The sequence below is a fragment of the Alteromonas sp. R7 genome (assembly GCF_055755235.1).
Genome location: NZ_JBVTQX010000015.1, coordinates 1 through 24755 on the forward strand (window position 1 = coordinate 1; position 24755 = coordinate 24755).

Here is a 24755-nt window from a genome sequence, read left to right on the forward strand (position 1 = left end):
AGCGGTAGTTCAGTTGGTTAGAATACCGGCCTGTCACGCCGGGGGTCGCGGGTTCGAGTCCCGTCCGCTCCGCCATTAATGATAAGCTTTTCTTCTTAGATAATTCCCCCTTCTGGGGACATTCAAAAAGTTCTCTTTTTACTCTGTCGTTAAAATTGCTGTTCTCGCAATCGCACTTTATTTATTCTTACCCTCTTGTCAGTTAGCCATTCAAGAAATTGCTCCATTTCCCAATTGCACAATGTGACACTAGAAACATTATTCCTCTTCGATTAATAGTCTTCTATAAAGTAAAAAAACACCCAACAAACAGTAACATGCCCTAAAGTCGTAGTGTCTTTTTTTTAATTTGTACTAAAGTTAGGTCGTTCACGCTAAAAAAACACGGAAATTATGAATAAAAGCGACCAAAAACAGTACTTTCTTGCTGATAATTTAAAAGCAATTGGGGTGTCATTGCTAAGCGTAGTGGGTGTGACCCTATTACTCGCTATCGTTATGTTTGTGTTTATTCGAGAACAAGAGGAGAGTCGCGCTACAGAAATACTAGATAATGTGCGCGTAGTATTTAGAGATGCTGAGATCACGCTCGATTACCTAAATGCGCTGCCGTATCAAACCTGTGAAATGGATAACTTAGCGGAAATGCGAAAAACCTTGTTTCGCTCTCGATTTGTAAAAGAGATAGGTTTTTATCAAAATAACGAGCTATTGTGCAGTACTTATTTGGGCATTCTAGAAGAGCCCATGAAAGAGGTTAAGCCTGATTTTTATACTCAGCTTGGCGACGCTTTTTGGATAAATACTCCTCTTCAGCTTTTCGATAAACAAGCTACCGGTACTATAGTACAGCGCGGACGTTATAACGCAGTATTGGATATGGATAGTGTCATTGGTTACAGCTACACGCAAGATTGGCAGCTGTTCTACAATGGCGATCAGTTTTATCATATGGCAGGTAATCCTAGCCTTGTCGGTTCTACCCTCAGCCAAGATGACATGGACGCACGCACTGGCTACTTTTCCTTACAATTTATCCAGTGTGATGAACGCTACAATCATACCTGCCTAAAAGTGAAATCTGATCACGGTCGCGTATTAGATTTGCACATGGGCAAGCTGGTGTTGTTTGTGTTTGCTATGTTAATGACAGCAGCGTTGACGCATATGCTTACCTTTAACTATTTAAGACGACGACGTTCACTTGAGTCTCGCGTCAGTAAAGGGCTAAAAGAACATAAGTTCTATTGCTTGTACCAACCTTTTGTAAACTTGGAATCGGGAAAGGTCATTGGGTGCGAAGTATTGAGTCGATTTGAGGATGAATTTGGGCCGATTTACCCTGACGAATTTATTCCTCAGGTAAAAGAGCAGGATATGACCTGGGAATTTACGGTTGATATGATTACCACCGCCATGAGAGAACTCAACGAAAACCCAGAGATCCCCGAAGGCTTTAAGGTATCGTTTAATCTATTCCCCTTCGATTTTACCCGCGAAGGTTGTTTGGACCTAGACTTTGTACTAGATATGAACGAAAAGAACTTCAAGTTAGTTTTAGAGATCACTGAAGATGAGCAAATCGCCACTCATAGTGCGGTGAAGCATATTAAGTCACTGAAGAGTAAAGGCTTCTTATTTGCAATTGACGACTTTGGAGTGGGTTATTCAAATTTAAGCCAGCTTAAAACGCTAAACTGTGATTACCTTAAAATTGACCGCAGCTTTGTAATGGATATGGAAGATAACAGTATTCGTTCATCACTCATCCCTCACATTGTGAGTATTGCCGAAGGACTTAATGTTGATTTGATTGCAGAAGGGGTTGAAAACATTGATCAATGCAATGAACTGAAAGGATTAACCATCGGCTTTGGTCAAGGGTGGTTATTTGGCAAGCCACAGTCTGCGGATGCGTTGGCCAAAAGCGTTCAAGGCACGCAATAATACAAGTTTATATTTACGTTTTAGCGCTGTTATTTTTCAGTTGGTGTTGGTAGTGTTTAACGCTACCATTCACCGTCTGGAAATTAAAGAAGAATACTCGCATGCAGGACGTGCTAATTTGCCGCAATATTAATAAAACCTATCAAGATGGCAGTAATGCTACCCCCGTTTTACACGATGTCTCTCTTTCAATAAAAGCTGGCGAACATGTTGCTATTTTAGGTAGCTCCGGCTCAGGTAAAAGCACCCTTTTACATATTCTTGGAGGGTTGGATAAACCTTCTAGCGGCGAAGTCGAATTCAATGGAAAATCACTCGGTCAATTATCTGGGAATGCATTAGCAAAGCTTCGCAATGACGAAATGGGCTTTATCTATCAATTTCATCATTTACTTGGTGAATTCACAGCGTTAGAAAATGTAGCAATGCCGCTAAGAATTAGAGGGCTCTCGACCAAATTGGCCCACGGCAAGGCTCGTGAAATGTTAGATGAAGTTGGGCTTTCTCACCGCGTCGACCATTTACCATCGACCATGTCAGGTGGTGAACGACAGCGTGTAGCAATAGCACGAGCTTTAGTTACCGAGCCATCAGTGGTACTGGCCGACGAACCTACAGGAAATCTTGATGACTCGACGGGTGAGCAAATTTATAAACTGCTTACTAGCTTAAGTGATAAAAAAGGGACAGCGTTTGTTGTCGTTACCCATGATAATACCTTGGCGGGGAAAATGGACAGGGTACTGAAGATAAAGGACGGCAGATTAGCAAGCGATACGTTATTCAAGGAGAGCCAAGATGCTCGCCTTTGAATTGGCCCAACGCTTCAGAAAAACACGTTCAGAACAGCGTTTCATCTCTTTTATTTCGATGTCATCCACCATTGGGATTGCCCTTGGTTGCTTTGTACTAATTGTGTTGCTGAGCGTAATGAACGGATTTGAAAAAGAGCTTACAAGTCGTATTTTGAGTGTGGTTCCTCATGGTGAATTATATAGCAAGAGCGAAAGCGGGATAGAAAATTTAGACGCGCAGCTCTATCGTTTGTCTCAAGATAGCCGTATTGCCTCTGTCACGCCATACACAGGGATAACCGGAATGTTGCAGTCAAAGGGGGAGTTGAAGGCGATTAGTGTTACTGGAATTCCGGTTAACAGTGTTAGCGACAAATATGCTGAAAGAGTCACAAGTGAGGATTGGCAACGTTTTTCGATGCAAAAAAATGGTCTCATCGTAGGAAAGGGTATTTTCGCTTCCATGGACCTTAATATTGGTGACATTGTTCAAATACTCATTCCCGAAACAACTCAGGATCTAACCTTCAAAGCCCCACGTTCAATTACGCTTTCTATTTCTGGAGTGCTATCTGTTGGCGGTGAACTCGATAACCAGCTGGGTTTAATGCACTTGGAAACAGCGTCTGAAGCTATTGGTATTTCATCTAAGTCACAAGGAATTCAGTTTACACTTAACGACCCATTTTCATCTTACGACACGATGCGAGATATAGGTTACAGCTACCCTCAGGGTGTTTACATGTCTGACTGGACACGTACCCAAGGCCACTTATATAACGATATTCAGCTAGTTAGAGCTGTGGTGTATATCGCCTTGACGCTGGTCATTGCCGTTGCTTGTTTTAACATTGTGTCGTCACTGGTTATGGCGGTTAGAGACAAACAGGCTGCCATCGCAATATTAAAAACCATGGGAGCGACGGATCGTTTAATTCGCAATACCTTCGTGTTGCAGGGCGTTATCAATGGCGTTATAGGCATTACTGTAGGTGTGGTGTTAGCGCTACTGGTAGCACCTAATCTCTCTGAGATTGTTCGCTTTATTGAGGTGGCGATAGGCATAGAAATTCTATCAGGCGATATATATTTCATCGATTTCCTACCATCTGATCTACATTGGCAAGACGTTGTAGTAACCGTGGTTGTTGCTATGTTCTTGAGTGTGGGCGCTACTATTTATCCAGCGCAAAAGGCAGCCAAAGTATCACCTTCATCAGCGCTTCACTAACTTTAAGCTCAATAGGGTAAGTAATACCAGTCAGCATAGATCATTACCCACTCAGCGAGAGTTAAAATGTTCGTAATCGCGGCGTGTTACCGCAGGTATAGTGGTTCTACATCAAGGTGACACAACAAAGAGTACGGACATTTTAAACTCGCCCTTCGGGAAGGTCTGGCAAGCTTCCTAGCTTCATTCTGGGAATTTGAAAGGGAACAGCCATTCCTGCATTCCCACGCTTTGCTAGGAAGCTTGCCAGCGCCTTCTGAGTGGGCAATTATCTATGCGGATTGGTATAACGGAGCAAGCAACTAACTAAAAAGGCCAGCAATTGATGCTGGCCTTTTTTAGTTTGCGACTGCTTCTGTAAACTCATATGTAAATCGAGCTACAGAAGCTTTTGTAGTCGTTATTTATTCTTTTCAAAATGTTCGAAGTCCACATCTTCCTGCTTCAAACCGGCTTTAGGATCGTTATAAACGCTTTCGTCCAATGCTCCTTCGCTTTTAGCTACAATGCACGACACCATACAGTCGCCTGTAATGTTTACCGCAGTGCGTGTCATATCCAGCAGTCTGTCTACACCGATAATAAGTGCGATCCCTTCAACCGGTAGGTTCACTTGCTGCAATACCATAGCTAGCATGATAAGGCCCACACCTGGCACACCAGCGGTTCCGATAGAAGCAAGGGTGGCGGTAAGTACTACCATCATATAGTCGCCAAGGCTTAAATCGACAGCGTAAACCTGGGCAATAAAGACCGTGGCAACACCTTGCATTATGGCCGTGCCGTCCATGTTAATTGTTGCGCCTAGCGGCAGGGTGAACGACGATACCGAGTTACCTACGCCAAGCTTGTTTTTCGCCGTTTCCATAGTGACGGGCAAGGTAGCGCTACTGCTTGAGGTACTAAATGCGAATAGCGCAGCGTCACGCATTTTCTTCATCAAGATAACAGGGTTTAATCCTGATAAAGCTTTTAGCAGCACTGAGTAGGTTACCAGGCCGTGAAGGATTAACACGCCAAATACTAAGAAGAAATATTTCGCCAGGCTCAGAATTGTTTCGCCACCAATAGTGGAGAAGAGTTTCGCCATCAACACGTACACGCCGTATGGCGCTAAGTTCATGATGATGGTTACAAGACGCATGATTACCGTATTAATATCTTCAAAGATAGCGGTAAGACGCTTGCCCGCATCACCTGTCATCGCCATAGCTATACCAAACAGTACGGCAAACACAATGATCTGTAGCATGTTGCCCTGTGCCATTGAGTTAATTGGGTTGCTTGGGAACATGTTAACGATAACGTCAGACAGGCTAGGGGCCTCTTTCGCTTGGAAGGTAGTTTCTGTTGTTAGATTTAGCCCATCACCCGGAGACACCACTAAAGCTATACTCATGGCTAGTGTTATGGCAATGGCGGTTGTGACAACATAGAGTCCGACTGACTTTGCGCCAAGTCTTCCCAATTTACTAGGGTCAGACAGTGTGCTGGTTCCGCAAATTAAGGAAACAAACACAAGAGGAACCACAAGCATTTTTAAGCTGGCAATAAATATTTGGCCGAGAGTGGAAAATATACCTTCTACAAGAATGTTATACGTTGAGAACTCTAAACCGAATATCGAAAAAGTAAAATCTCCGCTATCATCAAACAATAATTGGAGAAAGACACCAGTCAAGATACCGGCAGCCATGCCGATAAAGATGCGGGCGGTTAAACTATATTTATGTGCAGATGAAGACATTAATGTTCCCTGTGCATTTTTATATTTTTAATCTTTCGTAGTGTGCCAGATTCAGTTGATTTTTAAACATAAAAAACGACGCAATTGTCAATAAAAGAGGTTCAGGAACGAATTATGTCGACATTAGCGAAAACGCTAAGCCTAATTAGCGCATTATTTATGCTAACAGCATGTGGTGGGGGCGGTTCATCAGTCTCTCGAGATAACACGGACAACGGAAGCGGAGACGGCGGTACCACATCACCAACCTATTCAATCGCTTTAACACTGGAAAATGAAAGTGGAGCAAGCGACAACAGCCTTTCTGAAGACAATAGTCTGTTTGTTGTTGCGACCGTGTCAGATCAAGATGGCAATCCGCATGCAGACGCGTTACTTACCTTTACGCTAAGCAATGAACAACTAGCCGAGTTTGGCAACGACACGGGAACGGCGCGTACAAATTCAAATGGTGTAGCCCGATTACGCCTTAATGCCAGCACGGCTTCTGGAGATGGCGAAATTACCGCTGCGCTCGGTAGCGGCGAAACGGGAACTACTACGTTTTCAGCCACAGCGGTGACAAGCACCGACCCAACCACAATAAGTGTATCGCTAGCCTTACAAAATGCAGCTGGGGAAGCAGACAACAGCTTATCTTCTAGCAACGCATTGGTTGCACTGGCAACCGTGATCAATTCTGAGGGTGAGCCTCAAGCCGATTTGCTCCTAACTTTCTCATTGAGCAACGATGATTTAGCGACGTTTTCTAACGATACTGCCACTGCACTGACTAATGCTGAAGGCGTAGCGTCGATCGGTATGTCGGTGGGAAGCGCATCAGGGGATGGTGAAGTAACGGCTACTTTGCCAACGGGTGAAGCGGATTCAACTACATTCAGCTCTACGGGCAGTACAACGGTAAGTGAAGAGCCCGCGTCACTGGAGCTTTATGCTAACAGTATTCAACTCGCCTCAAGCGGTAGTGATGAAGTTGAGTTGATAGCACTGGTTAAAAATGAACAAAGTGTGCTGATGGAAGGGGTAGAAGTAAGCTTCTCTGCCGCATCAGGCGATGGGGTTGAACTTCAATTAACTCAACCAGAAACCGCCGCAGATGGTACAGCGCGCGCAATATTAACGTCTCAGAACAATGCGTCAAACCGCACCGTCACCATTACAGCAGGTGCAGGCAGCCTTACGCAAACAGTTGAAATTACCATTGCTGGTACAGAAGTCACCATCAACGGTGCATCGTCAGTTATTTTGAACGACAGCGTAGATTATACAATTCGTGTTCAGGACTCTGACGGAACATCAATTCTCAACCAAGACGTAGTGCTAAGTGCGGTTAACGGAACGCTTAGCAGCACGACTGTTAATACGGGCGCAAACGGACAAGCGACAGTGTCTTACACTGCATCAACGTCTGGCGAAGATACTATCACTGCGGCAGCACTTAACGCTGAGACAAGCTTTACGGTGCAAGTTCAGCAAGACGAATTTAACTTTGTCAACTTGCCTACAGAGGAAGTGCCGCTAGGGCAGACCCAAACTATTACGGTCCAGTGGCGTCAAGACAACACGCCTGTGGTGGGTCAGAATGTTACCTTTAGCGCGTCACGTGGTGTTATTGCGGGCAACGCAACTGTAGTGACCGATGCAGAAGGGCAAGCGAGTATTGATATCAGTGCGAATAATGCTGGTATCTCTTCAATTACTGCATCAGCGAGTGACGGAAGTGGAAATGTGTTGGTTTCAGCACTCACTCAGATTGAGTTTATTGCTACCACACCTCACACACTGATTGCCGATGCATCACCTGACATCATTGGCCCTGACGGTCAAACCAGTACCATCAGTGCAGTTGTTCGCGACGTTGATGGAAACTTAGTGAAAAACAGTGTGGTTAACTTCTCTGTATCTGACGTATCGACCGGATTTGTATCACCTTCTCAGGCAACCACCGACAGCAAGGGGATAGCGACCACCGTCTTTACTTCAGGATCGGTATCGACTCAAGACGCGGTAGTGGTTACTGCGTTTGTTGCTGACGACCCAGCCATTGACGACGAGGTTGTGTTAACAGTGGGCGCACGTGCTTTTGATATCTCGCTAGGAACGGGTAATGAGCTTGAAGAAGCCACATCGACTTCTTACCTGAAGCGCTTTGGTGTGTTTGTATCAGATTCTGCAGGTCAGCCCGTTAGTGGCGTCAACCTGACTGCGTCAGTTGCGCCGGTAAAATACGTAAATGGCGGTGAGTATAGAACCGGCTTTTGGGTATTCGACGATGATGCTTCTCAATGGGTTGCAATAGTAAATCAAAACTGTGAAACCGAAGACGTTAACGACAACGGTATTTTGGATACAACGCCAAGAGATGAAGATACCAATGAAGACGGTATGTTAACTCCTGGATTAATTGGGACCATCGCGTTTGCCAACGGTGCAGCGGTGACAGATGAGAATGGTTACGCGGAATTGGAATACCGTTATCCTCGCAGCTATGCAATCTGGTATGACGCCGTCATTTCAGTGTTCGGACAGTCTACAGGCAGTGAAGCAAGTGCGAAGATGCGTTACACCCTAAGTATCTCTGCTGACGACGTGACGGATGAAGGGGCGTCACCGCCGGCTAACCCATTCGGCGTAACTGATCAGTGTACGCTGGTCACACCATAAAGAGTTTATACTTAACAAGTAACAAAAAGCCGGCTTATAGCCGGCTTTCTTTTTCGCTTAATTTTAATCAGACTTAACTTATGCCTGTTGGAATGGGTAAACCGAACCAATTTTAAGGATTTGTGTAAGCTCATCAAGCGCAGTACGAGATTCAATTAGCAGCTGCGGATCGCGCAAGTCATCTTCACCTAATTCATCGCGATAGTGCTTGTCGACCCAAGTGTTTAGGCGAGCGAACTGTGTATCGTTGATTAACGTATTTTGATTAACTGCGGCAAGTTCTTGGTCATTCATCGCAACGCGCAAACGCAAACATGCCGGACCACCGCCATTACGCATGCTTTGTTTAACATCAAAATAATTAACCGACTTAATGGGCGTACCCAGAGTTACCAGCTTGTCTAAATAGCGCTTAACGGCTTCATTTTCCTCACACTCAGTTGGCGCGATGATGGTCATATCGCCGCTTGGAAGCGTTATTATTTGCGTATTGAACAAGTAGGTTTTCACTGCATCTTGCACTGATACTTCGGCAGTCGGCACTTCAATAAAATGCAGCGGTTCGCTACCAAATTTAGCTTGAAGCTCTTTAAATCCAGCGTCTTTTTGATAAAACGCTTGCTCGTGGAAGAACAGTACATTCTGGTTGCCTACGGCAATTACGTCGTTGTGGAATACGCCCTGATCGATAACATCTGGGTTTTGCTGCATGTAAACTACGCCATCGTCGTCTAGACCGTGTAAGCGAGCTACTGCTTGGCATGCTTCTAGCGTTTGGCGAGCCGGATATTTTTTCGGTGCTGGTTTGCTGGTATCAAATGCATGACGACCATAAACAAACAACTCTACGCCTGCCTGACCATAGTTGCTGCAAAGTCGCGTGTGGTTGGCTGCACCTTCGTCACCAAAATGCTCGTTATCTGGCAGGTGCTGGTGATGAGCAAAGTGCTTTTCATTGGCAAATGTACCGCGCAGGATATTGCCTGTAACCTGAGGCTCTAGTGAACGATGGAACTTGTTGGTTAAGTTTGCAGGGGTAAAGTGAACGCGACCATCGGCAGTATCGGCACTAGGAGACACAGTGGCGGCATTTGCAGTCCACATGCTACTGGCAGAACAACAAGCAAGGAAAATCTCGCGAGATTGCTTTGCAGCGCTTTCTAGCACGCGAGCATCAGAGCCTGTGAAGCCTAATCGGCGCAGTGCGGCGATGTCAGGACGCTCTTGTGGGGCCAACACACCTTGAACCATTCCCATATCGGCCAACGCCTTTGCTTTGGCTAAGCCTTGCTTTGCAGCTTGCTTTGGACTGCTCTTTGCGTTTGCGTTGTTCAGGGAAGCGACATTGCCAAACGACAAGCCGGCATAGTTATGGGTAGGTCCTACAAGACCATCAAAGTTAACTTCAAACTGCTTCATACTTTCCCTCATTCTTGGAGTTTTGGCGCTTGACCCTATATGTTACTTTTCCATACGCACTGCGATTAATTTAAAAGCAGCGGCAACGCTTTCGTTCTTTTACAGGGGCAAACGATGCACTTCTTCACACCTGAACATGTTGTCAGGCTAGGTTGGAATGGCTGGCATTATACGGCTTTTAAGGCCAATGCCAATCGCGCTGTTTATTTATTGTACAGTTTTTGCGCGTGTTTAAAGCAAAGGAAAGAATAAGTATGAAGAAGATCTTGTTTTCCATTCACTTTGTAGATATATGTTAAAAAAGAGCGAGTACCCTATATATAGTGCAAGGTTGCTCCAATTTTCAGAATTTGACGTAAATAGTCATTAAAAATCAATAGGTTTAGTTCAATTATATGGCAAAATCACTGGTCATAGTCGAGTCACCAGCCAAAGCGAAAACGATAAATAAATATCTCGGTAAAAATTTTATCGTAAAAAGTTCGGTTGGCCACGTGCGAGATCTTCCGACGAAGGCTTTAGGCAAAGTAGAGCCTAAAAAACCGGCTAAAGAACTCAAAACTTTAAGCGAAGAAGAGCGTCAAGAATATCTTCGCCGTCACGAATATTTAAAGCTTGTAGACAGAATGGGTGTGGATCCAGAGAAAGACTGGAAAGCCCACTATCAAGTGCTACAGGGTAAAGAGAAAGTCGTTAACGAACTTAAAAAGCTTGCTAAAGATGCTGACACTATCTATCTCGCGACCGATTTGGACCGCGAAGGGGAAGCGATTGCATGGCATTTACAAGAGCTGCTAGGTAAAAAAGACAAAACTTACCAGCGAGTGGTGTTTAACGAAATTACTAAAAACGCGATTCAAGATGCGTTCTCAGATCCGGGCGAACTAAACATTTCTCGCGTCAACGCGCAGCAGGCTCGTCGATTCCTAGACCGTGTTGTAGGCTTCATGGTATCGCCACTTCTGTGGAAAAAAATTGCGCGAGGCCTCTCAGCAGGGCGTGTTCAATCGGTAGCGGTTAGGCTTGTTGTAGAGCGTGAGCGAGAAATTAAAGCGTTTGTACCTGAAGAGTTTTGGGACGTACACGCAGATTTAACTAGCCAGCAAAAAGTGGCACTGCGCATGCTGGTAGCAAAGCACCAGGGCAATGCGTTCAAGCCTAAAAACAAGGCCGAAACTGATAAAGCGCTTGCTGACTTAGAAGGGGCTAACTACACGGTAGAAAGCCGCGAGTCAAAGCCTACGCAAAGTCGTCCTTCTGCACCATTTATTACCTCAACGCTACAACAAGCGGCAAGTACTCGATTGGGCTTTGGTGTTAAGAAAACCATGATGATGGCACAGCGCCTTTATGAGGCGGGCTACATCACCTATATGCGTACGGATTCAACCAATTTAAGCCAAGAGGCGTTGGACAGTGCTCGTGCGTACATTTCAGATAATTTTGGTGACAAGTACCTGCCTGATTCGCCAAATCGCTACGGCAGTAAAGAAGGTGCGCAAGAGGCGCACGAAGCGATCCGTCCTTCAAACGTGAGCATAAGTGCTGCAAGTTTGGGCGATATGGAGCGCGATGCACAGCGTCTTTATGAGCTTATTTGGCGCCAGTTTGTGGCCTGTCAAATGACTCCAGCTAAGTACGATGCAACCACTATCAAAGTGGCGGCGGGTGATTACGAGCTGACGGCGAAAGGCCGCGTACTTAAGTTCGATGGTTGGACTCGCGTTCAACCTCAGCTTCGCAAAAAAGGCGAAGAAGAGCTAATGTTGCCTGATGTACAAAAAGGCGATGTGCTTGACTTAAAAGCGCTTGATCCTAAACAGCACTTCACCAAGCCTGTAGCGCGATTTAATGAAGCTTCGTTGGTAAAAGAGCTTGAAAAACGCGGTATTGGTCGTCCATCGACCTACGCCAGTATTATTTCGACGATTCAAGATCGCGGCTATGTGCGCTTAGAGAACAAGCGTTTTTATGCCGAGAAAATGGGCGAAATAGTAAACGATCGTCTGATGGAAAACTTTGACGATTTAATGAGCTATGACTTTACTGCCAACATGGAGCAGCATCTTGATGATATTGCTGAAGGCAAGAAAGATTGGAAGGACGTGCTCAACGACTTTTACAGCGGCTTCTACGGAAAACTGTTAAACGCTGAGAAAGACCCTGAAGAGGGCGGTATGCGCTTGAATCAGGCAGTGCCTGCAGGTGTTGAGTGCGATAAATGCGGCCGTGAAATGAACGTGAGAACCGCGTCAACTGGCGTATTCTTGGGCTGTTCAGGCTACAATTTACCGCCGAAAGAGCGCTGCACAAACACCATGAATTTAACGCCTGGTGACGAAGTCGTGAAAGTGGACGATGAAGAAGAGCTCGAAACAGAAGCGCTTCGTTCTAAAAAGCGTTGTCCTAAGTGCGGCACGGCGATGGACAGTTACTTGGTTGACGAAACCCGTAAACTTCATGTGTGTGGTAACACACCAACATGTGATGGCACCTTAGTTGAAACAGGCACATTCAAGATAAAAGGCTATGACGGCCCCATTATTGAGTGTGACAAATGTGGCAGCGATATGGAGCTTAAAAACGGTCGATTTGGTAAATACTTCGGCTGCACCAACGAAGAGTGTAAGAATACTCGTAAGCTACTTAGAAACGGCGAAGCTGCGCCGCCAAAAGAAGATCCGGTAGATTTACCTGAGCTTCCGTGTGAAAAGTCTGACGCGCACTTTATGCTACGTGATGGCGCTTCGGGAATTTTCTTAGCGGCGCATAACTTTCCAAAGTCGCGTGAAACTCGTGCGCCGAAAGTGGAAGAACTTGCTCGCTTTAGAGATAGAATTTCGCCGAAATTCTACTATCTTGCTGATGCGCCACAAACAGACCCTGATGGTAACCCTGCAATAGTTCGATACAGCAGGAAGACCAAACAGCAATACGTGATGTCTGAGAATGACAACGGTAAAGCAACAGGATGGTCTGCGTGGTACGACAATGGCAAATGGCAGGAGCAAGCCGCTAAAAAGCCAGCGACTAAAGCCAAGAAGAAGTAACGCCTTTAATTCGGAAAAGGTAAAAATAGACCTTTAATTGAAACTCACAAGCCCGACATTGCTCGGGCTTGTTACGTAGTTAAAAGACGGTAAACGTCTGCAAAGCGTATCAATAGAAACAGAGTAACAGAGAGTAATTATGGCCTCCTTACAAGACCAACTACTGAAAGCCGGTTTGGCCGATAAAGCGTCTGCAAAGCAAGCGCGTGCAGATAAACGCAAAAAACAAAAGCAAAAGAATAAGCAAAAACAACCTGTCGTTGATGAAGCGACTATTGCTGCTCAACAAGCAGCTGAAGAGAAAAAAGCGCGCTCACGCGAGCTAAACCAGCTTCAACAGCAGGAGCGAGAGAAGCGCTCAATTATTGCGCAGGTAAGGCAGCTTATTACGGTAAACAAGCAACCGCGCAATGGCGAAACCTTACTTAACTTTACACACGACAACGTAGTAAAGCGTCTGTATGTGAGTGAAGAGATGCACAAGCAAGTGACAAAAGGTCGTTTGGCTGTTGTATTGCTAGATGACGCTTATGAACTAGTACCAGCCCCCGTTGCTGACAAAATTGCGCAGCGCGACGAGGCTTCAGTTATTTACCGTGCTGATTTAGATAAGAGCGGAGCCGACGGTAAAGATGAAGAAGAAGATGATTGGTACGCCGATTATGAAATTCCAGATGATTTAACCTGGTAGGCCCTCTAATTCATTCTCGCAGCCGCGCTCTGTATCACAGAGCGTGGTAAGCGGGAAAGTCGACGTAAAAAAGTTTCAATAATTCGCCCCCTCCTAATACGTCATTGTGCCAATGGCGAACGACTTACCGTTAAGCATTCTCTGTTAAAAAATTCAAAACGTTGACCTTTAGTAATTTTTACTTTAGCCGTTAACAAGCAATCTTTCTCATAACTACTTACGGTTTTCTCTACTATAGTTTTTTTAGTCCTTACCCTGTTGAGCTTTGAAATACAGCAAAGATAAACAGGCCTACGTTACTCATTTTATTTGCATCGAACGTTTTTTCTTAGTTTTGGAGGGGTGCCATGGGTGTCTCAATTAAGTGGTTCTTCAGTGTTGTGGTGTCGTTGTGTGTGTCTTTTTCAGCAAATGCAGGACTATTCAAAATTTCTATTAACGATCTTGGTGGTTTAACACCTTCACAATCCAGCGCTTTTGATGATGCAATCGCTTATTGGGAGTCTTACCTAATAGGCGTTCAAAGCGAGTTTAATCACAATATTGTTATAGATGCGAGTGGCGTTGCACTTGATGGTGTGGGTGGCATATTGGGTAGTGCTGGCCCAACGGGTATCACTCAGCTACCAGACAGCACTTTTGTTTATGCAAATAAAGGCCGCATGCGTTTTGATACGGCAGACCTTGCTAGCTTAGAAAGTCGCGGTACGCTTTTTGATGTCATCGTACACGAGATGGCCCATGTAATTGGATTTGGAACATTGTGGACGACCGACTTTTTTATTGCGGGCAGCCAATCTAACTACGTCAGCGGTTCAGGGCGTTACACCGGAGAGTACGCTTTGGAAATTTATCGCCGCGAGTTTGTTGAAAACGCCACATTTATTCCTGTAGAACTGGGGGGAGGAGCCGGCACTGCCAACAGTCACTGGGACGAACCTTGGCCTGGTGGTTCATCAGATTTAATGACAGGGTATTTGGGGCCATATCCAATTTCGTTAAGTGATACCACTGTAGCGTCGTTTGCTGATATTGGCTATTTGACTACGGTTACTCATGCAGTAAGTGAAGCCGCAACGGTATGGCTATTTCTATTTTCAATGGGACTTGTTGTAAGAAGGCATCATCAAAGGTCAACAGGCGCTAGTACACGTCGTCTACAAATTTTTCAGGCGATGTCGGTCTAGCAGCGTCGAAGCGCTTGCGCAGAACAAAATGCTAAATCTATGCTGGGCGAATAATTTTGAGTGATAGTTTCTATCAATCAGTATGTGCACATATTTTTGGGATTTTTGGCTTATTCTAAAAACATGCGTTTAATGTACTTACAAGTCAAGCATTCCATTGGTAGAATCATGATAGAAGCTATCTATCATGATTAAGGTATTGGTCTTTGGATATTCGTCAGCTCCGGTTTCTGGTCGCGTTAGATGAGACGCAGCACTTCGGTAAAGCGGCTAAGTCGTGCAATGTTACACAACCCACGCTTTCTTCACGCCTTCATAATTTAGAAGATGAGCTTGGCATTCAGTTGGTGGCTCGCAACCACAGATTCCAAGGCTTTACGCCGGAAGGTGAAAGAATTTTGGCATGGGCAAGGAATATCTTAGCGGCGTGTGACGGATTACAAGCGGAAGCTGCATCGTGCAAAGGTGCCTTAGTTGGCCGACTTCGGATTGGTGCCGTTCCTCTAGCGAGTGTCGATCCTATCGACATTATTGACACCCTCTCAAAACAGCACAGTGCACTACAGTTTTCCTTACAAACACATAGCAGTGAGTATATCGTTAACGCGCTACACCGTAACGAGCTTGACCTGGGTCTTTGTTACCTTGAAGGCATGAGCGCGCAACACTTCCATATTTTGCCGTTTAAAGCTACACCAATGGTGTTGCTGTATCACCCTAATCATTACTGCTTTGAGCAAGATACCCTAAGCTGGCAGTCTCTTTCATCACTGCCACTTGGGTTATTAACACCTTCAATGCACTTTAGGCAGTCAATCACGTTAAACATGGCTAATGTGGGCGTGAACAATGAGCCTGTTATTGAATCAGACTCGGTTCATTGTTTACTGCAAGCAGTGAAAAAGGGGATGTGTTGTACGATCCTTCCAACCAACGTCGCAAAGGCCAATGATGATTTAGGGCTCGCCTATGTTACTGTTGACGATGGTAAAACCATTTCGCCTTTAGGGCTCATCATGCGAAAAGGCGAACCCAGCTCTCCCATTGCAAAGCAATGCTTTGAGTTTTTAAAAGGATATGAGGAGATTTTCAATAAAGGAGGCATATGCAGTGAGTAAAGTGAATACGACACTCATCGGTTTAGTGCTTGCGGGTGGTCAATCGCGTAGAATGGGGCAAGATAAAGCACTTATGCGTTATCAGGGCCGTACTCTCATCGATAATGCTTCGTTACTTTTACAGTCTGCGAGTTGCGATAAAGTGTTAATTAGCCGCAACGCGCCAGGCTTTTTGAATGACAAAATTGAAGATGCAGGTCCGCTTAGCGGAGTACATGCTGTTTTAGACGCACTATCTCAACCTGATAATCACAATGGCAATCCTTGTGAACTACTTGTTCTTCCCGTTGACATGCCGCAGATGACGCCCGAGCTTTTGAGAATATTAGTCTCGCGAGGGCGAGAGGCTGAAAAGGCATGTTATGTGGAAAAACGCTTTTTGCCTTTCTATTTACCCGTTACTCAGGACACCAAAGCCCTCTTAGCCAACTATCTAGTTGAGCAAAGTAAAAGACGAGTGGTAGGATTTTTAGAAATTCTCAATGCAGTTTCTCTTAAAGAAGGCGACCTCAAAAAAATAGCGCGTAAAGATGAAAGCGATAACAAAAAGCGTCTCGCAAATATGTCCAATGAAGATGGCGTAGAGTGGTTGAATGTGAATACTCCAGGTGATTGGCCACATGAAAAGTAACACTGAACAACACGCATTAGTTTTAGATGCTACACCCTATACTCAAAAGTTTGCCCTTGCCGAAGAAGTCGCTTTAAGCATTAGTTATAACGGTATTAATTATGCCGTAATGCTGATAACCCCAAACGACATTGAAGATTTCATTGTGGGCTTCAGTTTAAGTAACGACATTATCGAACATCCCCGCCAGCTTTACGGTATTGAATTGACGCATCACAAAGAACACATCAATGCGGAAGTTGAAATTGCCAATCAGGCGTTCTGGAAGTTAAAGGAAAATAAACGGCAATTGGCGGGGGCGTCGGGCTGTGGGCTCTGCGGTGTTGAGGCTTTAGACAACGCTTTGCCTCAATTGACGTCTATTGATGTATCGCCTTTGCCTGATGTGAGCTGGTTTAAAGGATTGCGAAGCCTTATATCTAATGCGCAAGCATTAGCTCAGCAGAGCGGTGCGGTACATGGAGCGCTCTACATTGATGCTAAGCGCAATGTGCTGGCATGCCGAGAAGATATAGGAAGGCATAATGCTTTTGATAAATTAATTGGTGCTATCACCACCAAAAAACTCTTTCAACCTGAAGGTATTGTTGTGCTCACAAGCCGCTGCAGTTTAGAGTTGGTTCAAAAAGCGATAAGAGCTAAATTACCTTTGGTAGTGACGCTATCTGCTCCTACAGCCTTATCAGTAAAGTGGGCAAGCCGTTACGGTCTCACCCTGATCCATGTACCTAAGTATGACCCTCCGAGAGCTTACGCACCGCAAGAAAAGTAGTGCGCAGCGAGCCAGTTAGAAACAAAGGGCCTGTACTGATAAGTACCGGATAAGCAACGAAAAGCTTACACCGCAGAGACTGCTATTCGGCCATCTGATTCAGATTTCGAAAGTTTGATCGCGATAAATTTCGATGTTGGTGTGAACGTGCCATCACCGTAACTTTCTAGTGGTACTAACGGATTGGTTTCGGGGTAATATGCTGCCGCTTGACCTTGCGGGATGTCGTAAGCCACCAACATAAACTGTTTAACTTGGCGTGTTTTGCCGTCGTTCCACATTGACGTAATGTCGACTTTATCGCCATCGTTAAAACCCAGCTTCTTAATGTCACGTTCATTGACAAACAGAACGTCCCGCGCGCCAAACACGTTTCTGTAGCGGTCATCCATACCATAAATAGTTGTGTTGTACTGATCGTGAGAGCGCAGTGTTTGTAAAATGAGGTCCGGCTCTTCACCTTTCGCAACGAGGTCAGCATTTAACAGTGAATCAGGCAGGGCGTTAGCAGCAAACTCGGCTTTGCCCGATGGTGTTAACCAGCGTCTCTCACCTGCTGCATTACCTAAATGAAAACCACCTGGTTGAGCGAGTTTGGTGTTAAAGTCTTTAAAACCGTCTATGGTGTCGGCAATGAGCTCACGAATATTGTCGTAATCGCTTATTAAGAAGTCCCAGTCTACCGGCGTGTTGCCTAACGTCGCCTTCGCGATACCAGCAATAATAGCGGGTTCAGAGCGAAGTTCGGGCGAGCTTGGCGGAAGTTGGCCATAAGAAATATGGACCATAGAAAACGTATCTTCCACAGTCACGCCTTGTTGCCCGCTAGCCTGCATGTCAATTTCAGTACGTCCCAAGCAGGGTAATATAAGCGCGTCTTTACCTGTGGTTAGGTGAGAACGATTTAATTTGGTGGCGATATGAACGGTTAAGTCGCATTGTGACAGCGCAGCGTGAGTACGCGGCGTATCTGGCGTCGCCTGGGCGAAATTACCGCCTAAGCCGATGAAAACTTTGGATTCACCACTTTCCATAGCCTGGATAGCTTGAATCGTATTGTGACCTCTTTCTCGTGGAACGGCGAAGTTAAACTTGTTCTCTAGTGCGTCAAGCAATGCTTTGGGGGGTACTTCGTTAATACCCACAGTTCTATCCCCCTGCACATTGCTGTGGCCACGAACGGGAGAAAGCCCTGCACCAGGCTTGCCCACGTTTCCTCGTAGTAGTTGTACGTTCACTATTTCCTGAACCGTAGCGACTGAGTGCTTGTGTTGGGTGATCCCCATTGCCCAGCACATGATCACCCGTTCTCCACGTTTGTACATGGTTGCCGCGTGACGTATTTCGTCTTTTGATAAACCGCTCTGCGCTTCAATATGCTCCCAGTTCGTCGCTGCAACGGCACTCAAATAGTCGTCCATTCCATTGGTATGTGCGTTAATAAAGTCGTGGTCGAAGACGGGAGGAGCATTGTTTGCTTTGGCTTCTTGTTCCCAAGTTAACAGCCATTTAGCGATGCCGCGCATAACCGCCATGTCACCACCAAGAGCAGGCCTGAAATAGGCGGTATTGGTTGGCTCAGAGCCATTGGTTAGCATTTCAACGGGATGCTGCGGGTTTTGAAATCGTTCAAGCCCACGCTCTTTTAACGGGTTGAAGCATACCACTTGCGCCCCTCTTCGTACTGCTTCACGAAGAGGTTCTAGCATGCGAGGGTGGTTAGTTCCCGGATTTTGGCCGATAACAAAAATGGTGTCTGCTTTTGCAAAATCATTGAACGTAACTGTGCCTTTGCCCACGCCTATCGTAGGTTTCATTCCTTGCCCCGACGCTTCGTGGCACATATTTGAACAATCGGGAAAATTATTTGTGCCAAATGCGCGTACGAATAACTGATATAAATAGGCGGCTTCGTTACTCGCCCGCCCGGAGGTATAAAACTCCGCCTGATGAGGGGAATGTAACCCCTTCAAGTGTTTGGCAATAAGTGCGAAGGCATCGTCCCATGATACTGGTTCGTAATGGTCTGCTTGAGCATTGTAGCGCATAGGGTGGGTGAGTCTCCCTTGTGACTCAAGCCAGTAGTCGGTGTGCTTTTTCAGTGAGCCGACCGAATACTTTGAGAAAAATGTTGGGTCTACATAGCGACCGGTAGACTCCCAATTCACTGCTTTAGCACCATTTTCACAAAACTTTACTAAACCACTTTCTGGTGATTCACCCCACGCACAGCCTGGGCAGTCAAAGCCTTTGTCTTGGTTCGTCTTGAGCATGGCTCGTAGATTCTTAAGTGGCTTTTCGCTTTGGATCCAGCTCTGGGTTACACTCTTTAGTGCTCCCCATCCGCCAGCGGGTTTGTTGTACGTTTTGATGTTACGCTTATCACTCATGTTCTGCCCCTGTGTCTACGCGGGCATTTGCCCTTGTCTAAAAAACCTAACCAAGACTTTCTGTCTAAAAAGCGTAACCATTCTGGTTACGGTATTCCAATTGATTACGCTAACTAGATGATAGGGTTCATCAATTAACCGCTTATTTCCAGTCGCCTGTCTTTAGTGCATAGGGGGACATGTCTGTAATCTCATGGGAGTAGGGATACACACCCGAAATATGTGTTACCGAGAGTACCGAAAGAGACACAAAGCGCTCTGCACCTTCAAATGCGGTTATATTCGATTCGAGGGATTCGATACTCGCCTTTGCTTTAATAAACATAAGGTCACCTGTTTCATTATCCCAAAAACACAGACCGACGCGTGGGTCTAGTAGGATGTTGCCCAAGGTATTAAAGAATTTATTACCGCTAAAATCGGGAAAGATTAACGAATTCCCTTCCACTTTAACAAAGCCTGCTTTGCCCCCCCTGTGAGAAACGTCTAGCCCTTCATTCGCTGCATGGCCTAAAGATTTATGTCGTGAGGCAATAAAAAACGTTTCAGCCCTTGATATTAGCAAGCGTGCACTTGAGGTGAGCACATTCGATGTTGAAGTAAAAAATGTAGAATCACCGGCCCCTATTGTGTTTTTCATTGGGGCAGTCTGAACGGCACGTTGTTTTTTGACTGTGGTTCGTTTGTGAATGTATTGGGGGCAGTTACCGAAACTTTGATCTACCAATACCGTAAGGTTTTCATTAGTTGCGTGACTTATCGTACCGTTCAACCGATTTCTTCGCCTTGTAGCGTATTCAATACCGACGATTCCAATTTTGCTGCCTGAAGTCACGTCGAGATTTAACGAGTGTTGCATCATATTCCAAACTTCTACTGGTAGGCTAAAGCGTAATTGGGTAGCAGAGGGACTTTCTATGAAATCTCCTTCTCCCCAAACAGGCGTGGCTACAGGGTGGCCTTTTTCGTCTACCAAGGCGAAAACAGTGAACGGACTGGATGTAAAGAACTGCCTGTGTTGTTCCGGCATAAAGCTACGGATAAAACCATTCGTCCGCTCACCGATTTCCCTGTCAATTTCCAGCTTTTTTTGCAGTGCAATTTCGCCTTGATGAAACGCTGGGTTCAAGGATGATAGCTTAGGTAGAGACATAACGACCTCAATTAACTATGCGGACTGGTATTGCGCGCTGGTGCGATGTCAGACGCTGGCATTGGGACAAAATTATCCAGACTCTCAACCGCATTTATCCAGGCATTGATAAGAGGAAACTTGGACAACGATATTCCTCCTTCAGGGGCATGAGCTATATACGAATACATGGCGATGTCTGCTGCGGTAACGTGTTCGCCAACCAAAAAAGCACTTACCGTGTTTCCTAGATGAGCCTCCATGTTTGCAAGTAACGTCTCGCTGGTGGCTAGTACTGTGGGCACATGAATAGTTGCTCCAAATACGTATTCTAATCGCGCGGCGGCCGGCCCTTTAGCAAGTTCACCCGCTGAGACTGATAGCCAGCGTTGAATTAGCGCTTTTTCTTTGGCGTCCTTTCCTAGCCAATAGTCACTGTCTGCGTATGCGTGGATCAAATAAACCAGAATGGCATTGGAGTCAGCCAAAGTGATATCACCGTCTGTTATCACGGGAACTTGTTTAAACACGTTAAGTGAGCTGAATCGATCACTCTTGTGCTCGCCTTTGGCCATGTCAGGCTCAACGGTTGTGAAAGGGATGGCATTCAGTGCCATAAACAATGAAACCTTGTGGCAGTGGCCAGATTTAGGGTTTTGAATCAAAACAATAGGGCTTTTTGGCAATGTATTGCTTGTTGGATTCGTCATAAATTCATCCTCTCAATAGAAATGGTTAGTTGGGTGTTATTATCAACATTGTTTACAGCTCAAGCTCGGACAGAGTGGGAAAATCGTCAGGGCGTCGTTCGCCATCCCACGTGAACTTTCGGTCACTTTCTGAAATAGGATGTTCGTTGATACTGGCAATACGTTTTTCCATTAGGCCATCAAGGTTGAACTGCCAATTTTCATTACCGTAAGCTCTATACCATTGACCAGAATCGTCCTTGTACTCGTATGCAAAGCGCACTGCTATGCGGTTTGCGTTGAATGCCCATAGCTCTTTTACTAATTTATAGTTGAGCTCTTTGTTCCACTTTCTCGTCAAAAAACTCACTATTTGAGCACGTCCTTCAATAAATTCTGCTCGGTTGCGCCAACGGCAGTCAAAGGTATAAGCACCTGCAACTTTTACCGCATCTTTGGTGTTCCATGCGTCTTCAGCAAGGCGCACTTTTTGCGCTGCGGTTTCAGGTGAAAAGGGGGGAAGCGGTGGTCTCATAAATAACTCCTGTAGGCATTGGGCTGTAGTGTAAAAACGTTAACCTGAACGAAAACGTGTAAAAAGCTGATAGCGATACTAGAACTTTCCTTTTATTTAATAATTAGCTATTTTTGAAATTTATAATTTCATTGAGTGAAATAATATGGACAAGCTTTTGTGCATGAGAGTGTTTGCAGAGGCTGCTAAGTCGGGAAGCTTTGTAGGAGCTGCAGACGCGATGTCGATGTCAGCGCCTGCGGTTACTCGGTGTATTGCACATTTAGAGGCACAGTTAAATACTCGACTTTTTCATCGCACAACGCGGCAAGTGAAGTTGAGTGAGGTTGGTGAACATTACCTTATTCATGTTTCACGTATACTGGCAGATATTGAGCAAAGTGAAGCTGCTGTGTCTGGCATTGACTTGGTGCCCAGAGGTGAGCTTAACATCACGGCACCAATTTTGTTCGGCGAACGTTATGTAACGCCAATAATATCCCAATTTCTTAAGGACTATCCCGACATTAGGGTTAACGGGCATTTTCACGACGATGTGGTGAATCTAATTGATAGCAATATGGATGTAGCAATACGTATAGGTAACCCGAAAGACTCTTCGCTTTATGGTGTTACGGTAGGATACGTACGGCGTGTAACCTGTGCGGCGCCTAGCTACTTGGCGAGTAGCCCGACCATAAAAAAGCCAGAAGATTTAAAACGGCATAGTGTGCTTTATCCGACGCGCTTTAACGAGCCAGCGGTATGGACGTATCACAAAAACGGTAGACCTATTGCCATTAAGCTCACACCTCGTTTTCAATCCAACCAAAACAGAGCGGCTATTAACGCCGCCATTGCAGGCGTTGGGGTTGTTCGGTTGATGTCCTATCAGGTTGCAGAAGCACTTAGAAGTGGTGATTTGGTAAGTTTGTTAGAAGATGTGGAAGACAAAAAGTTGCCTATACAGGTGGTAAGTGTTGAAGGGCGTAAGAACCTTACTAAGGTTAAAATGTTCATTGACTATGTAAAGGCAGGGTTGGCGAACAACGAGTATCTTAACCCTAGGGCCTGAATAATCCAGAGTATCTTGACCTACGCGTGTGGTGCTCAGGCTGTAGCATAAGTTGTGAGTAAAATGGGTTGCGTTACACTAAACCAATCGTTATCGTCGCAGAGATTTTAAAGTCAGCATTTTAAAATTGGCATCTTAAAATTTGTATTTTGACATCTATAACTTTAACAGGATCTGTTAAAGGCGCTACTCAAACGTTAATAATAAAAAATCATCGAGGCAACATGGTTTCCTGGCAATCACTTACATTTAATGAACTGACTAATCATCAACTCTTCGACTTGCTCAAGCTGCGTGTCGATGTTTTTGTCGTTGAGCAAAACTGTGCCTATCCGGAGCTTGACGAAAAAGACCGCCATCCAAAAACTCATCATTTAATGGGGTTTCAAGATAACAAATTGGTAGCGTGTGCACGATTACTTGGCGAAGGGGTAAGTTATCCATCGGTGAGTATCGGTCGAGTAGCTACCAGCGAAGCTTTCAGAGGTAAAGGGGCGGGCAGAGCACTTATGCGTGAAGCCATTGATCATTGTGAGGCGTTATGGCCAGGCTGTGAGATTGAAATTGGCGCGCAAGAGTATTTAAAACGGTTTTATGAAGGTTTTGGGTTTGAAGCCACCTCGACTATGTACTTGGAAGACGATATTCCTCACATCGATATGAAAAGAGCAGGCACGGCAACAGCGTAGCTCAGTGCCTAGCTCGAAATATTGGTTGGCATGACCTTTTAAGGCCCAGGCGTTTAACCTAATAATTATGTTTACCCGTGCCAACCGATAAGCTGTGCTTTTATGTGCACCTAGATACCATCAACCCTAACGCTTATTTGGCATCGGGTAATTGGGAGACTAATTCATCTAGTCCGCTTACCACCGTGTCAGGCGCTATTGCTAACGGGTAAAGTACCTTACCGGGGCGTGCAATGAACGCGGCTTGCCAGCCTGCCTGTTTAGCACCAGCAATATCCCAACCGTGTGCCGCCACTAACATAGCGTCTTCTGCTGCTATACCCATTTTTTCAATAGCCCACTCATACGTGCGAGTATCGGGCTTATATAAGTTAATGTCTTCAACACTTAGTCGCTCGTCGAAATAGGACAAAAGATCAGCATTCTTAAATTGGGTATATACGCCTTGATTAGACGAGTTGGTAAGGCTTACTAGTTTATAACCCTTGTTTTTAAGTGCCTGTAAGCCATCGCGCACGTCAGGATGGGGTGGTAGGCTTCGCAAAGGCGTGACAATTGCCGTTTTCGCTTGCGCTTTGGTCAATTCAATACCTTCAATTTCAGCCACCATCAGCAAGGAGGCAACGCCAATTTCTCCAAAGGTATGAAAGCGGCCAGTCGTTGAATCAACCAGTGAATGATGCAGCATAGTAGAGAACCACAGTGGCAACAAATCATCTCGACCGCCCAAGGCTTCGCCTACCGAGCTGCGCATGGCGGTGAGGTCAAGCAAGGTCTCATTAACATCGAAAAAGATAACCTTTGGTGCTCGCAATTCCCGTGCAGACATTGCTGTATTCTTATCAGGCTGCGCGGCACCTCTGGTGTCTGTCTGAGCGAAGACTGGTGATGACAATAGACTAATGCCTACAGCGGTTGCGCAACATAGCCTTGAGAGTAATGAAGAAGGTGAGCGAGCCATAATTATCCTTTATAAAATTTGAACGAGTGTTCAAATTAGGCGGGATAACACATG

General features: G+C 45.4%; 19 protein-coding genes. 12 read left to right on the forward strand and 7 right to left on the reverse strand.

The window, feature by feature from the left end; all coding sequences use genetic code 11:
* The first annotated feature begins 393 nt into the window (after positions 1-393).
* The 3 genes from AC0J2X_RS18675 (at position 394) to AC0J2X_RS18685 (ending at position 3972) form a co-directional block, all read left to right on the forward strand.
* Positions 394-1947, forward strand: a complete 1554-nt coding sequence (locus AC0J2X_RS18675; RefSeq protein ID WP_150141340.1) for an EAL domain-containing protein — start codon at positions 394-396, stop codon at positions 1945-1947.
* Positions 1948-2048: 101 nt separating this feature from the next.
* Entirely contained in the window at positions 2049-2759 is a 711-nt protein-coding gene (gene lolD, locus AC0J2X_RS18680) for a lipoprotein-releasing ABC transporter ATP-binding protein LolD (protein ID WP_150141342.1), read from the forward strand.
* Positions 2746-3972: a lipoprotein-releasing ABC transporter permease subunit gene (locus AC0J2X_RS18685; protein ID WP_472996297.1), complete on the forward strand. Its 1227-nt coding sequence runs from the start codon at positions 2746-2748 to the stop codon at positions 3970-3972. Before lolD ends, AC0J2X_RS18685 begins: the two co-directional genes overlap by 14 nt.
* Before the next feature lie 400 nt (positions 3973-4372).
* Here AC0J2X_RS18685 and AC0J2X_RS18690 read toward each other — a convergent pair whose 3' ends face one another.
* A complete protein-coding gene (locus AC0J2X_RS18690; RefSeq protein WP_014949187.1) occupies positions 4373-5719 on the reverse strand; it encodes a dicarboxylate/amino acid:cation symporter in 1347 nt (448 codons plus the stop codon).
* Between the two features lie 114 nt (positions 5720-5833).
* On the opposite strand from AC0J2X_RS18690, the gene AC0J2X_RS18695 reads away from it, so the two are divergent.
* Positions 5834-8383, forward strand: a complete 2550-nt coding sequence (locus AC0J2X_RS18695) for a beta strand repeat-containing protein (RefSeq protein WP_472996298.1) — start codon at positions 5834-5836, stop codon at positions 8381-8383.
* 78 nt (positions 8384-8461) lie between these two features.
* On the opposite strand, the gene astB is transcribed toward AC0J2X_RS18695, so the two are convergent.
* Positions 8462-9802, reverse strand: a complete 1341-nt coding sequence (gene astB, locus AC0J2X_RS18700; protein WP_239301440.1) for an N-succinylarginine dihydrolase — start codon at positions 9800-9802, stop codon at positions 8462-8464.
* A gap of 395 nt (positions 9803-10197) precedes the next feature.
* Here astB and topA point away from each other — a divergent pair, with 395 nt between their 5' ends.
* From topA to fdhD, 6 genes are all read left to right on the forward strand, one after another.
* A complete protein-coding gene (gene topA / locus AC0J2X_RS18705) occupies positions 10198-12852 on the forward strand; it encodes a type I DNA topoisomerase (RefSeq protein WP_472996299.1) in 2655 nt (884 codons plus the stop codon).
* A 139-nt stretch (positions 12853-12991) separates the two neighbouring features.
* Positions 12992-13543, forward strand: coding sequence for a DUF2058 domain-containing protein (locus tag AC0J2X_RS18710; protein WP_014976306.1), 552 nt, complete (start codon positions 12992-12994; stop codon positions 13541-13543).
* Between the two features lie 347 nt (positions 13544-13890).
* Positions 13891-14730 carry a leishmanolysin-related zinc metalloendopeptidase gene (locus tag AC0J2X_RS18715; RefSeq protein ID WP_075176411.1) on the forward strand — a complete coding sequence of 280 codons (840 nt, stop codon included), beginning with the start codon at positions 13891-13893 and terminating at the stop codon, positions 14728-14730.
* 206 nt (positions 14731-14936) lie between these two features.
* Complete coding sequence (locus AC0J2X_RS18720; protein ID WP_014976308.1) at positions 14937-15848, forward strand: LysR family transcriptional regulator; 912 nt, start codon at positions 14937-14939, stop codon at positions 15846-15848.
* The gene (gene mobA, locus AC0J2X_RS18725) at positions 15841-16479 is read left to right on the forward strand and encodes a molybdenum cofactor guanylyltransferase (protein ID WP_239220234.1); all 639 of its coding nucleotides are present in this window, start codon (positions 15841-15843) and stop codon (positions 16477-16479) included. Before AC0J2X_RS18720 ends, mobA begins: the two co-directional genes overlap by 8 nt.
* Positions 16469-17251 carry a formate dehydrogenase accessory sulfurtransferase FdhD gene (gene fdhD, locus AC0J2X_RS18730; protein WP_156078253.1) on the forward strand — a complete coding sequence of 261 codons (783 nt, stop codon included), beginning with the start codon at positions 16469-16471 and terminating at the stop codon, positions 17249-17251. Before mobA ends, fdhD begins: the two co-directional genes overlap by 11 nt.
* Before the next feature lie 65 nt (positions 17252-17316).
* Here fdhD and AC0J2X_RS18735 read toward each other — a convergent pair whose 3' ends face one another.
* The 4 genes from AC0J2X_RS18735 to AC0J2X_RS18750 all read right to left on the reverse strand — a co-directional run bounded on the left by AC0J2X_RS18735 (position 17317) and on the right by AC0J2X_RS18750 (position 21997).
* On the reverse strand, positions 17317-19641 hold the full coding sequence (locus AC0J2X_RS18735) for an FdhF/YdeP family oxidoreductase (RefSeq protein WP_472996300.1): 2325 nt from the start codon (positions 19639-19641) through the stop codon (positions 17317-17319).
* A gap of 142 nt (positions 19642-19783) precedes the next feature.
* Positions 19784-20794, reverse strand: a complete 1011-nt coding sequence (locus AC0J2X_RS18740; protein WP_472996301.1) for a pyridoxamine 5'-phosphate oxidase family protein — start codon at positions 20792-20794, stop codon at positions 19784-19786.
* Positions 20795-20805: 11 nt separating this feature from the next.
* Complete coding sequence (locus AC0J2X_RS18745) at positions 20806-21483, reverse strand: glutathione S-transferase family protein (RefSeq protein ID WP_187447406.1); 678 nt, start codon at positions 21481-21483, stop codon at positions 20806-20808.
* Positions 21484-21535: 52 nt separating this feature from the next.
* The gene (locus tag AC0J2X_RS18750) at positions 21536-21997 is read right to left on the reverse strand and encodes a nuclear transport factor 2 family protein (protein WP_014979105.1); all 462 of its coding nucleotides are present in this window, start codon (positions 21995-21997) and stop codon (positions 21536-21538) included.
* A gap of 163 nt (positions 21998-22160) precedes the next feature.
* Between AC0J2X_RS18750 and AC0J2X_RS18755 the strand changes: the two genes are divergently transcribed.
* Together AC0J2X_RS18755 and AC0J2X_RS18760 are read left to right on the forward strand one after the other, a co-directional pair.
* A complete protein-coding gene (locus tag AC0J2X_RS18755; protein WP_081333981.1) occupies positions 22161-23051 on the forward strand; it encodes a LysR family transcriptional regulator in 891 nt (296 codons plus the stop codon).
* Between the two features lie 224 nt (positions 23052-23275).
* Positions 23276-23740 (forward strand): GNAT family N-acetyltransferase, encoded by a 465-nt coding sequence (locus AC0J2X_RS18760; RefSeq protein ID WP_014976316.1) that lies wholly within the window; start codon positions 23276-23278, stop codon positions 23738-23740.
* Between the two features lie 133 nt (positions 23741-23873).
* On the opposite strand, the gene AC0J2X_RS18765 is transcribed toward AC0J2X_RS18760, so the two are convergent.
* Entirely contained in the window at positions 23874-24701 is an 828-nt protein-coding gene (locus AC0J2X_RS18765) for a haloacid dehalogenase type II (RefSeq protein ID WP_014976317.1), read from the reverse strand.
* Positions 24702-24755: the final 54 nt, after the last annotated feature.